We start from the raw sequence: 11,217 nt of genomic DNA, 5'->3' as shown, positions 1-11,217 counted from the left end.
CCCCGGGCGACAGCAGCAAGCACCCAAGCGCTACGAGGTGGGTTCGCGCCGACCGAAGCCCTTGAAGGTGTCACCGATCGCCGTAGCCACCGACGCCAGCTTCGAACGTCCCTCATTCAGCCGGGGAGCTAACTGCGTCAAGCCCTCGACGGTCCAGCGCCCGTCAGCAGCGATGATGTCGTCGTCGGCGAGCGACCAGCCCTGGTAGAGCCCCACCTCATTGCCGCCCACGTGAAACACGCCGCCAGTGAATGGGCAGTCCTCCATCGCCAGATACGCCACCAGCGGGCTCACATTCGCCGGGTCGTACAGGTCGAATTCGGCAGGGTCGTCCGGCGCCCGCACCACCTCTTCGAGGCCAGGCGTCTGCAGCGTCAGGCGTGTCCGGGCAATCGGCGCCAGGCAGTTCACCCGCACGCTGTAGCGCGCCAGCTCGCCGGCGGCCACCAGCGTCATCGCTGCAATGCCGGCCTTGGCACCGGAGTAGTTGAACTGGCCGAGGTTGCCGAGCATGGCGCCCGAGGCGGTGTTGATCACCGAGCCGCTCACCTCCTTGCCCGCCTTGGACTGCTCACGCCAGTACGCAGCCGCCCAGCGAGTCGGGCAGAAGTGGCCCTTCATGTGCACTTCGACGACGGCATCCCACTCGGGCTCGGTCATGTTGACCACCACCCGGTCGCGCAGGATGCCGGCATTGTTGACCAGCACATGCAGGTCGCCGAAGGCCTCGACGGCCTGGTTCACCATGCGCTGCGCACCCTCCCAGTCGGTGACGCTGTCGCCGTTGGCGACGGCCTCGCCGCCCATGGCCTCAATCTCCGCGACGACCTCGCCGGCAGGACCCTGATCCGCGCCGGTGCCGTCGGCGGAACCGCCGAGGTCGTTGACGACGATCTTCGCCCCCTCCGACGCCATCAGCAGCGCATGCTCACGGCCGATGCCACGGCCAGCGCCGGTGATCAGGACGACGCGTCCGTCAAGTGCACCCATGTTGTTCTCCCGTCTTGAGGAACTCTGGAGCGGATGACCGGGGTCGAACCGGCGACCTCAACCTTGGCAAGGTTGCGCTCTAACCAACTGAGCTACATCCGCGCGGCGGATCACTGTAGCAAGCACCTACCGCACAGATGCGTGGATTCGGCGGGGCGGAGCCGCTTTCGGATGGGTTATTCGGCAGGTGGCCGCAGGTCGATCCGCAGTGTCAGGATCCCGTCGTCGAGCGTGGCAGTGGCATCGCCGATCATGGCGTAGTCCATGAAGTCGAGCTCGGCCTGACGGATGAAGTGGCGTCGCTCCTCGCCGCCGATGGCGGGCAGGTTTCGCTTGCGCACCGCCTCGGCACGCTCGGCGAAGCGGGTGATCATTTCCTGTGGATCGAAGTTCTCGCTCATGTCGTTCTGGCTCTCATGATGACTCGGCCGCGGTGCTCACGTCACCTTGCCACCGCTGCGGGACCGTTCGCCGCAGGTACACGACAAATCCGGATCCGCACGCCACGGTGAGCAGGCCCAGCACCACCACCAGCAGCCACCACACGCCCAAGCCTGAACCGACCGCCTCCGACGGCACGCTGGCATGTGCATCGGCCAGCAGTGTCGTGCCCCTGCCGATCAACGCGTGCCTCCCGCAGAACCCGCATCGCTCTTGTAGATGTCGTCGATGAACTCGCCCATCGGCGGGCCGGTCTGGTCGGGCTCGGTGAGGAAGCCGTCGTGGCCGTTATCGCTGTCGATGTCGACGTGCTCGACCCGCACCGTGCCCCGGCCCTGCAGCGCCCCGACAATCCTGAGCTGCTGAGGTCGTGGGTAGAGAAAATCGGTGCGCACGCTCATCACCATGGTCGGTGCGACGATGCGTGCGAGAGCGGCATCGATTCCGCCGCGGCCCCGACCGACATCGTGCAGGTCCATCATCTTGTTGAGCACCAGGTAGGTATTGGCGTCGAAGCGGGGCACGAACTTCGCTCCCTGGTAGTCGAGATAGCTCTCGACGTCGAAGCGCTGCTCGAGCCGCAGCGGCAGCACCGGATCCTCGCTGTGGCGGGCGAACCGGCGATCGAACTCGTCGCCGGAGCGGTAGTGGATCATCGCGATCCGCCGTGCATTGGCCAGGCCACGATGGGGCCCGTCCCCATCGGGAGCGTCGTAGTAGCGGCCGCCCCTGAAGTTGGGGTCGTCATAGATCGCCTGCCGCCCGACCTTGCTCCAGGCAATCTGCTGCGCGGATGCCTCCGCTGACGCGGCGATCACGACCAGCGAGCCGACCCGCTCGGGGTAGGTGATGCCCCACTCCAGCACGGCCATGCCCCCCATGGAGCCGCCCACGACGCTGAGCCAGCGGTCGATGCCGAGGTGTCGGCCGAGTGCCCACTGCGAACGTACGACGTCGCGGTTGGTGACCACAGGAAAATCGGGCCCGTAGCGCTCGCCGGTGGACGGGTTCAGCGACGACGGGCCGGTGCTGCCTTGGCAGCCGCCGAGCACATTGGCGCACACGATGAAGTAGCGGTTGGTGTCGAGCGGGCGGCCCGGGCCGATGAAGTCGTTCCACCAGCCCTCGGTGATCTGAGCGGGCGGGTGCGCCGCGCCATGAGCGTGCGCATCGCCAGTCAGTGCATGGCACACCAGCACCGCGTTGGAAGCGTCAGCGTCGAGTGCGCCCCAGGTCTCATACGCGAGCACTGGCTTGTGGAGCAGGCCGCCGCCTTCCAGCGTGAACGGCCGGTCCGGCGACAGATCGAAGAACTGCCGCTCGGCCGCGCCGAGGCCCGGGTGCCATGCACCCGAGGCGGGCAGCGGCCAGGCCGCCGCATCGTCGTTCGGGGCGCTCGCGCGCCTCGCACTGTCCACAGCTGAGCCTTCGTCCTGGGCCTTCGATTCCGGAGGCCGGGTTCCAGCGGCCAGATTGCCGCTGGGTAGGCAAGGGTACCGGTCGCTTCTGGCCCGTCTAAAGCGGATTTCAGCGGTTGGCGTTGTCGCCGCTGGCCGCGAACGCCGCGAGATCGTCGAGACGCTCGTCGTTCGAGAACACGTCGTGCAGCCGTAACCGCAGGCCGAGCCGGCGCTGCAGCTGGCGCACTTCGAGTTCTTCGTCCCACAGGAACATGGTGACGGCGGTGCCGCTGCGGCCTGCGCGAGCCGTCCGACCGGAGCGGTGCAGGTAGGTCTTGTGCTCGGGGGGCACGTTGTAATGCACCACCACGTCGACCTCATCGATGTGCAGCCCGCGGGCAGCGACATCGGTGGCGACCAAGGCGGCCAGCTTGCCCTTGGCGAAGTTGGCGAGCGCCCGCTCCCGCTTGACCTGGGGCAGATCGCCGTGAATGGCGCCTGCCTGCACCCCGGCTTCTCGCAGATCACGGGTGAGCTGGTCGGCGCCCCGCTTCGTGCGGGTGAACAGCAGCGTGCGCCCGTTCGCCCCGATGATGCGCGCGGCGACCCGTACCCGGTCCATCTTGTGCACCGACAAGAACAGGTGCCCCATTTCCGAGACAGTCACCTCGCGTTCGGTGACTTCGTGGAAAACCGGGTCTCGCAGGTGCCGCTTCACCAGCGTGTCCACGACTCCGTCGAGCGTCGCCGAGAACAGCAGCGTCTGGTGTTGGCCGTCAATGTGGCGCAGCACCCACTCGACCTGGGGCAGGAATCCCATGTCGGCCATCCGGTCGGCTTCGTCGACCACCACCCGCTGGATGCCCGACACGTTGACGGCGCCGCGGTCGATGAGATCGATGAGCCGGCCGGGGGTGGCGATGACGATATCCATGCCCCCCGACAGCAGCTCGATCTGCCGATCGAGGTTGGTGCCGCCATAGGTGGCAATCGACCGCAGGTCGGCAGCCTTGGCCAGCGGCTCGACTACGGCGGCGATCTGGTTTGCCAGTTCGCGGGTCGGCGTGAGCATGAGGGTGGTGGGGTGGCCGTCGGCGGCACGGGGTGTGAGCGCCAGCATGGGCAGGCTGAACGCGAGCGTCTTGCCGGAGCCCGTCTTGGCTTTGCCGCAGACGTCTCGGCCGGCGAGTGCTTCGCCGATGGTCAATTCCTGGATGGCGAACGGCTCGGTGATTCCTTGGTCAGCCAGGGTGTCGCAGAGGGGTTCGGGTACGCCTAGTTCACTGAATGTTGTCACGGGGGTCTTTTCGAAGGTCGCGGCCCAAGGGTTGCGCTGCCAGCTACGCGAACTGCGACAACGCTGGGCAGTGGGGCCACACGGCGAACTGCCTTGGCTGCCGAGTGTATGGGAGCAGGGGTGCCTGACGGCGGAGCAAGGCGTGCGCTGCGCCGTTTTGCTGCCAGTGCGGCGTGGCGTACGCCGCTGGAAATGCCGCCGTCATTCGGGGGGCAGACCACTACCCTGCGAAGTCCCGGGCGGAGTGGCCGAGTGGTTAGGCAGCGGCCTGCAAAGCCGTGTACGCCGGTTCGAATCCGGTCTCCGCCTCGCCGGCCGGCTGGACCTCGGGCAGGCTGAAGGCGTCGGCCGAGCCATATAGGCAGGGTGCTAGCGTGAGTCGCCCTCCGGGCGATTGGCGCAGTTGGTTAGCGCGCTTGCATGACACGCAAGAGGTCACAGGTTCGACTCCTGTATCGCCCACTCGGACCTCGTCATGAGCGATCACCTGCCCGACCACGAAGCCAGCACATCAGACAACGCCCAACATCCTCATGGCCGCCGTCGGGCTGGGCGCAGACGCCGGTTCGCTGTTGCTGCGTCAGTGCCGGCTCTTGTGGTGGCACTGGTGACAGTTCTCGGGGTCGGCGCGACCGCCTCGGCGCAGGTCGAGCACGACTCCTGCTCTGGCACTCCCGCTGTGTCGAACTCCACCACCAACACCGGGCTCATCGCCGATTGCGACATCCTGCTCGCTGCCAAGCCGATCCTCATTGGCGACAAAACGCAGGCAACCTTGAACTGGAGCCCGGATGTGGCGATGTTCAGGTGGGACGGCATAACGATCGACCGCACCTTCGGTCACGTTGCCGACATCTCACTGTCCAGCAATGACTCAGTATCCGCCAACGACCTGTCGGGTTCCATTCCGCCCGAACTGGGCAATCTCACTGGCCTTGAGACTCTGTCGCTGTCCGGCAATGCGCTGTCGGGTTCGATTCCGCCCTCGTTGGGCAACCTCACCAACCTCACCAGGCTCTCGCTGTACAGCAACGAGTTGTCGGGTTCGATTCCGCCCGAGCTGGGACGCCTCATCAAGCTCGAATCGTTGTCGCTGGCCCACAACAGGTTGACGGACTTGATTCCGGTCGAACTGGGCAATCTCACCAAACTTGAGTCGCTGTCGCTGACCGAGAATCACTTGACGGGCTCGATTCCGGTCGAGCTCGGCGGACTCGCGAACCTCGAATCGCTCTTGCTGGGCAGCAATCGTCTGTCGGGGCCGATTCCGGTCGAACTGAGCAATCTCGACAACCTCAGATCGCTCTGGCTGGGCGACAACGAGTTGTCGGGTTCGATTCCGCCCGAGCTGGGACGCCTCACCGACCTCTACTCGCTCTTGCTGATGGGCAACTACCTGTCGGGCTCGATTCCGATTGAGCTGAGCAGTCTCCCCAGGCTCAGGACGCTCTGGTTGAGCAACAACTACCTGTCGGGTTCGATTCCCCCCGAGCTCGGCAACCTCACCAACCTTGAGTCGCTCCTGCTGGGCCTGAACGGTCTGTCGGGTTCCATTCCGCCCGAGCTGGGCAACCTCACCAGACTCGATTCACTCCGGCTGCAGCACAATGAGCTGTCGGGTTCGATTCCGCCCTCGTTGGGCAACCTCACCGATCTCTGGTCGCTCTACCTGCACGGCAATGAGCTGTCGGGTTCGATTCCGCCCTCGTTGGGCAACCTCACCAAGCTCGTCTACTTCAACCTTTCCGACAACGAGTTGTCGGGTTCGATCCCGCCCGAGCTCGACAACCTCACCAGACTGGAGGCATTCGGCCTGTCCGGAAACGACTTGTCGGGGTGCATTCCTCTCGGGTTGACACGCGTGCTGGCGGAGCAGTCGCTTGGACTCAGCGCATGCTGTCTGGGTAGCGGAGGCGGTCTTGATGTTGGTGTCGCGACCGTTGTGGTGGCCAACGGGTGGAGCCCTTCCGATGTGGGAGCGGCGTCGGTGCTGGCGGCGCGAACCGCCAGCGCGGTGGTGACCTACACCGAGGGCGACGAGCTGCCCTCCGAGCTGGAGGTGCTGCTGGGAGATTCGTCCCCGGGAGAGGTGATCATCGTGGGCGGGACTGCAGCAGTGATGTCTGATGTCTGCTCCCAGGTCCGATTGGCGCTTCCCGAGTCCGACATTATTCGTGTCACCGGAGCGGATCGTGCTGACACTGCCGCCAGGGTGGCGCGGCGGATCTTGGGCAACGCTTCTGAGACCCGCGCGGTCACGCTGATCGTGGCGAACGGCTGGTCGCCGCCCGATATCGGCGCCGCAGCAGCACTGGCGGCGCGCAATGGGCGCGCCGCGGTGCTCTACACCGAGCGCGATGTCCTGTCTGAATCCTCGGCTGCGTTGTTGCGTGACTACGACGTGGCAGAAGTGGTCATGATCGGCGGGACCGCTGCGATCAGCGACGACACGGCCGCTCAGATCGCCTCAGCGGCAGGTGCCGGCGCGAACATTTCGCGGTTGACGGGCACGGGCCGCATCGACACCGCCGCCGAGGCAGCGCGCCGCGTGCTCGGCGACCCCGCAGCCGCGCCCGGCGCCCTCACACTGATCATCGCGAACGGTTGGTCTCCGCCCGATATCGGCGTCGCGGCGGCGTTGGCGGCGGCCACCGAGAACGCAGCGGTCGCCTACACCCAGCGCGAGATGCTGCCTGAGGCGACAGCGGCGCTCATACGCGATTACCGGCCGACCAAGATCGTCATCATCGGCGGCAGCGCAGCCGTCACCGACACCGCCTTCACTGCCATTGCCGGCAGCGCACCACACAGCGCCGAGATTCGACGCATCACCGGCCAGACCCGCATCCATACAGCCATCGAGGCAGCCCGTCAGATCCTCGCCCGCTTCTGACCGGTTCGGTACCACGGCTCGATGGTGCCGGCGGATTCTTCGCGAGCAGCCCGGGCCGAGTTCGCGCTTGATGACGACGGTCGCCGTGCCTGGGACGAGTTGAACCGCCGGCCTGCCCGCGAACTCGCCGGGCTTCGGTCGCCACGCGCATGCGGCGGGCACGACCCGGCCGATCGCTTTGTTCGCCCGCCTCGGAGTCTCAACTAGCCACGAAGGACGGGGTCTCGGCGCGGGGCCCTTGGCGGACGTCATGCAGCGCACGGCGGCCGCGGGCCGCTCCATCGGCTGCCGAGGCCTGCTGATTCACGCCGAATCAGATGACGCCCGTGCCTTCTGCCTGCACTTGGCCCCGGAGTTCGAACCGTCGCCCACCGACCCGCTCCACTTGATCCTGATGATGAAGGACATCCTCCGAGCGGTCTGAATATGGGACGCGGCGACAGGTGATGACCGCGGGCAATCGCCCGCATAGCTGATGGGCGTGCCAGAATTCGCGGCGCTATGGGCGACAGCAGTGGGGACACCGCCGACCAGCGGCCGCTCGACGGCATTCGGGTGCTGGACTTCACGCGGGTGGTGGCGGGGCCGCTGGCCACCCGGATGATGGCCGATATGGGGGCCGAGGTCATCAAGATCGAGCCGGTGGACGGCGATCTGAGTCGGACATTTCCGCCCTATGTGCCGGGAGACGTGAACCCGTATTTCTCCCAGCAGAACGCCGGCAAGCGCTTCTGTTCGATCGATCTGCGGGCACCCGGGGCGCCTGAGCTCGTGCGAGAGATCGCCGGCCGGTGCGATGCCGTCGTGGAGAACTACCGGCCCGGTGTCATGGCCAGGTTCGGGCTCGGGCCCGACGAGATGTGCGCCGCGCACCCTGCGCTCGTGTACTGCTCGGTCACAGGATTCGGCCAGACCGGACCGTGGGCCGACAAGCGGGCATACGCACCTGTTGGCCACATGGAGTCGGGCTACATCGACTACGCCGTCCGCGAGACCGGCGCCCGACCTGAGAACCCGCCGCTGGTGGTGGGCGACATCGTGACGGCCATGTCGGCGGCCGCGACTGTCAACGCCATGCTGGTCAAGGCGGCCCGGACGGGCCGGGGCGGCCACATCGACGTGTGCATGGTGGAAGCGATGGTGTACATCCAGGAGTGGTCGGCGCTGGAGCTGGCAGGCGGCTGGACCGAGCCAAACGCCGGCCTCGCCCACCAATGCCCGATCCTGGTGCTGCCCGACGGACGGGTGTGGGCAATCGCCGGCAACCCCGCAGCGTGGTTCGACGACCTGCTCAAGGCAATGGGCCGACCTGAGCTGGCTGACGATCCCCGATTCGCCACACCTGCAGCACGCATGGCCAACCGTTACGAGCTGTACGACGAGATGACCCAGTGGGCGGCGGACTTCGCCGACGTGGACGACTTCCGGCGAGCCATCGAAGCCGGCACCCCGTTCAGCGTGGCCGAGATGCGCTCCCTCACCGAGCTGGCGGAGACCGACTGGGCCGCGCATCGCGGGCTGCTGGCCGACACCGCTTCGGGCTTCGCCGTGCCCGCACGTCCGGCGCTCGGCTCAGGCATCGGCACCGACGGCCATGTCGCGGCCCGCGGAGCCGACAATCGTGACGTCATCGGCGGGCTGCTCGGCTACGACGACCACCGGCTTGATGAACTCGAATCTGCCGGGGTGCTGGTCACCGCCTGAGTTCGCCTGAGCCAGCAGCCGGCGGCTCGCAGTCGTTCGGCCCATGCGAGTGCCTCGCGGCAAACGCAGGATCTGTGGACGATGGGCCCTCGCGAGCGCCCGTGAGCACTCCGATTAGCTTGAGCCCGTGCGAATCGGGGTGCTCACCGGAGGGGGCGACTGCGCAGGCCTGAACGCGGCGATCCGGGGGGTCGTGCGAGCGGCCGGCCACGAGCTGGACCGCAGCGTCATCGGCTACCGACGCGGCTGGAACGGCGTGCTTGACGGAGACAGCGTGAAGCTCGATTCCGAGGCGATGCGGGGTGCGCTGCCTCGCGGCGGCACGATGCTCGGCACCTCTCGCAGCAGCCGTCGCCTCGAGACCGAGGGGGCAGCGCCGCTGATAGCGCAGCTCGAGCGCGACGGCGTGGACGCGCTGGTGACAATCGGCGGCGACGGCACGCTGATCACCGCCGGACGGCTCTCCGACGCCGGATTCCCGGTGATCGCAGTGCCCAAGACGATCGACAACGACGTACAGGGCACCGATGTCTGCATCGGCTTCGACACGGCGCTGGGCGTGGCCACCGAGGCGGTCGATCGGCTCCATACCACCGCCGAGTCGCACAACCGGATCATGGTGCTCGAGGTGATGGGTCGCCAAGCCGGCCACATAGCGGCCGGTGCGGGCATCGCTGGGGGCGCCGCCGCCATCCTCGTGCCCGAAGCGCCGTTCAACATCGACGGCATCGCCGAACGTCTCATTGCACGGCATCACCGCGACCGCAATGCGTCCATCGTGGTGGTCGCCGAGGGCGCGGTTCCCGACAGCAGCGTCGAGACGCCGGACACTGGCACCGACGAGTGGGGCAACCGGATCCTCGACGGCATGGGGCAATTCGTGGGCGATCTGCTGGCGGAGCGCACGGGCTACGACACGCGGACGACGGTGCTGGGGTACATCCAGCGCGGCGGGCCGCCGACGCCAGCCGACCGGTTGCTCGGCAGCCGGCTCGGGGCCCGAGCGGTCGAGGTACTCATGGAGGGCACATCGGGATGCATGGTCGGCGTGCACTCGACGGGTATCGCCCTGCAACCGCTCGCCGAGGTCGCGGGCCGCACCCGTTATCTCAGCGAGGACCAGTTGGAGCTGCTGGACCTGATCTCCACTGCGCCGGTGCTGACACCACTGCGCACCTCGCGGCGGTGGTTCTGAGACTGCCGACCGGCGCCGCACGCCGAGCCGCACGGTAAGGTGACCGCGACAACACATACCGGGGAGCCCATGGGGCTGAGAGGGCGACAGCAGTGCCGTCGCCGACCCGAGAACCTGATCTGGGTAATGCCAGCGGAGGAAGCACATGACCGCCCACCGAGAGCGCAAGCCGTACCGCCTCGCTGTTGCCATTGCGGCGACGATGCTGCTCATTGCAGCTTGCGGCAGCGACGACGTCCCCGAGACCGATATTCCAGCTCCGCCTCCCGAGACCGAATCCCCGGCGGAGGAAGCGGCGGCCCCGGCGACCACCACCACCGAGCCGTCGATCGAGGGCACGACCGTGACGCTGATCACCCATGACTCGTTCAACCTGTCCGACGGGACACTCGAGGAATTCACCGCGCAGACGGGCGTGACGGTGGAACTGCTCGAAGTCGGCGACGCCGGCACGCTCGTCGCAGAGGCAATCCTCACCAAGGGCGCGCCGCTGGGCGATGTTCTGTTCGGCATCGACAACACGTTCCTCCAACGCGGCCTCGACGCCGGCATCTTCGAGCGGTACGAATCGCCTGCGCTCGCCGGCGTGCCCGAGGATCTGCAGATCGATTCGCGCCATCGCGTCACCCCGGTGGACTACGGCGACGTGTGCGTGAACTACTGGAAGGACGCGGTGCCGTGGGAGCCCGTGACCCTCGACGAGCTGACCTTCCCTGAATTCGCCGACCAACTGGTCGTGCAGCATCCCGAGACCTCGTCGCCGGGCCTGGCTTTCCTGCTCGCCACCATTGCCGCCTTCGGCGACGGGTGGGAGCTGTACTGGGAGGACTTGCGGGCAAATGGCGTCACGGTCACCGCCGGCTGGGAGGACGCTTACTACGGCGAGTTCATCTCCGGCGGTGGCGAACGATCAATGGTCGTGTCGTACGCCTCCAGCCCGCCGGCCGAGGTGATCTACGCCGATCCGCCGACCGACACAGCCCCCACCGGCGTCATCACCGAGTCGTGCTACCGCCAGATCGAATTCGCGGGCATCTTGACGGGCACCGACAACGAGGCCGGAGCGCGTGCGCTCATCGACTTCATGCTGAGCGAGATATGGCAGAACGACGTTCCGCTCAACATGTTCGTCTACCCCGTCATCGAAGGCGCGACCCTCCCGCCTGAGTTTGTCGAACACACCGCAGTGCCCCCGCATCCGCTGATGCTCGACCCGGCGGAGATCGAGGCCAACCGCGACACCTGGACCGAGCGGTGGGTGGAGATCGTGCTGCGCTGAGCCCGCTGCCCGCCCACT

General features: G+C 67.0%; 10 protein-coding genes, 3 tRNA genes and 1 riboswitch. Of the genes, 7 read left to right on the top strand and 6 right to left on the bottom strand.

Annotation, left to right across the window (positions count from 1 at the left end; genetic code table 11):
- Positions 1 to 30: 30 nt before the first annotated feature.
- From VI480_RS08105 to VI480_RS08080, 6 genes are all read right to left on the bottom strand, one after another.
- Positions 31 to 990 carry an SDR family oxidoreductase gene (locus VI480_RS08105; RefSeq protein WP_323672322.1) on the bottom strand — a complete coding sequence of 320 codons (960 nt, stop codon included), beginning with the start codon at positions 988 to 990 and terminating at the stop codon, positions 31 to 33.
- Between the two features lie 25 nt (positions 991 to 1,015).
- A tRNA-Gly gene (locus VI480_RS08100) sits at positions 1,016 to 1,092 on the bottom strand.
- 74 nt (positions 1,093 to 1,166) lie between these two features.
- Positions 1,167 to 1,391: a hypothetical protein gene (locus tag VI480_RS08095; protein WP_323672321.1), complete on the bottom strand. Its 225-nt coding sequence runs from the start codon at positions 1,389 to 1,391 to the stop codon at positions 1,167 to 1,169.
- Between the two features lie 13 nt (positions 1,392 to 1,404).
- Entirely contained in the window at positions 1,405 to 1,614 is a 210-nt protein-coding gene (locus VI480_RS08090; RefSeq protein WP_323672320.1) for a hypothetical protein, read from the bottom strand.
- Entirely contained in the window at positions 1,611 to 2,849 is a 1,239-nt protein-coding gene (gene metX, locus VI480_RS08085) for a homoserine O-acetyltransferase MetX (protein ID WP_323672319.1), read from the bottom strand. The genes VI480_RS08090 and metX overlap by 4 nt, the downstream gene beginning before the upstream one ends.
- A gap of 109 nt (positions 2,850 to 2,958) precedes the next feature.
- Entirely contained in the window at positions 2,959 to 4,128 is a 1,170-nt protein-coding gene (locus VI480_RS08080; RefSeq protein WP_323672318.1) for a DEAD/DEAH box helicase, read from the bottom strand.
- 238 nt (positions 4,129 to 4,366) lie between these two features.
- Between VI480_RS08080 and VI480_RS08075 the strand changes: the two genes are divergently transcribed.
- The 7 genes from VI480_RS08075 (at position 4,367) to VI480_RS08045 (ending at position 11,199) form a co-directional block, all read left to right on the top strand.
- Positions 4,367 to 4,437: transfer RNA gene (locus VI480_RS08075), tRNA-Cys, on the top strand.
- 79 nt (positions 4,438 to 4,516) lie between these two features.
- A tRNA-Val gene (locus VI480_RS08070) sits at positions 4,517 to 4,590 on the top strand.
- Positions 4,591 to 4,603: 13 nt separating this feature from the next.
- Positions 4,604 to 7,021, top strand: a complete 2,418-nt coding sequence (locus VI480_RS08065) for a leucine-rich repeat domain-containing protein (protein ID WP_323672317.1) — start codon at positions 4,604 to 4,606, stop codon at positions 7,019 to 7,021.
- A 250-nt stretch (positions 7,022 to 7,271) separates the two neighbouring features.
- Positions 7,272 to 7,445, top strand: a complete 174-nt coding sequence (locus tag VI480_RS08060; protein WP_323672316.1) for a hypothetical protein — start codon at positions 7,272 to 7,274, stop codon at positions 7,443 to 7,445.
- Between the two features lie 77 nt (positions 7,446 to 7,522).
- Positions 7,523 to 8,725 (top strand): CoA transferase, encoded by a 1,203-nt coding sequence (locus VI480_RS08055; protein WP_323672315.1) that lies wholly within the window; start codon positions 7,523 to 7,525, stop codon positions 8,723 to 8,725.
- A 127-nt stretch (positions 8,726 to 8,852) separates the two neighbouring features.
- On the top strand, positions 8,853 to 9,920 hold the full coding sequence (locus VI480_RS08050) for an ATP-dependent 6-phosphofructokinase (RefSeq protein WP_323672314.1): 1,068 nt from the start codon (positions 8,853 to 8,855) through the stop codon (positions 9,918 to 9,920).
- Between the two features lie 49 nt (positions 9,921 to 9,969).
- A riboswitch (TPP riboswitch) is annotated at positions 9,970 to 10,078 on the top strand.
- The gene (locus tag VI480_RS08045; RefSeq protein WP_323672313.1) at positions 10,066 to 11,199 is read left to right on the top strand and encodes a thiamine ABC transporter substrate-binding protein; all 1,134 of its coding nucleotides are present in this window, start codon (positions 10,066 to 10,068) and stop codon (positions 11,197 to 11,199) included. It overlaps the preceding riboswitch by 13 nt.
- Positions 11,200 to 11,217 lie beyond the last annotated feature (18 nt).

The organism is Candidatus Poriferisodalis multihospitum (assembly GCF_028283155.1).
Taxonomy (GTDB): Bacteria; Actinomycetota; Acidimicrobiia; order Acidimicrobiales; family Poriferisodalaceae; genus Poriferisodalis; species Poriferisodalis multihospitum.
The sequence above is the reverse complement of the archived record's forward strand: the minus strand, read 5'-3'. Positions and strand labels throughout refer to the sequence as shown.

What these genes read in the sequence shown, in the direction of transcription:
- VI480_RS08105 (WP_323672322.1), bottom strand. Translation starts at nt 990, where the DNA reads ATGGGTGCACTTGACGGACGCGTCGTCCTGATCACCGGCGCTGGCCGT.
- VI480_RS08095 (WP_323672321.1), bottom strand. Translation starts at nt 1,391, where the DNA reads ATGAGCGAGAACTTCGATCCACAGGAAATGATCACCCGCTTCGCCGAG.
- VI480_RS08065 (WP_323672317.1), top strand. Translation starts at nt 4,604, where the DNA reads ATGAGCGATCACCTGCCCGACCACGAAGCCAGCACATCAGACAACGCC.
- VI480_RS08060 (WP_323672316.1), top strand. Translation starts at nt 7,272, where the DNA reads ATGCAGCGCACGGCGGCCGCGGGCCGCTCCATCGGCTGCCGAGGCCTG.
- VI480_RS08055 (WP_323672315.1), top strand. Translation starts at nt 7,523, where the DNA reads ATGGGCGACAGCAGTGGGGACACCGCCGACCAGCGGCCGCTCGACGGC.
- VI480_RS08045 (WP_323672313.1), top strand. Translation starts at nt 10,066, where the DNA reads ATGACCGCCCACCGAGAGCGCAAGCCGTACCGCCTCGCTGTTGCCATT.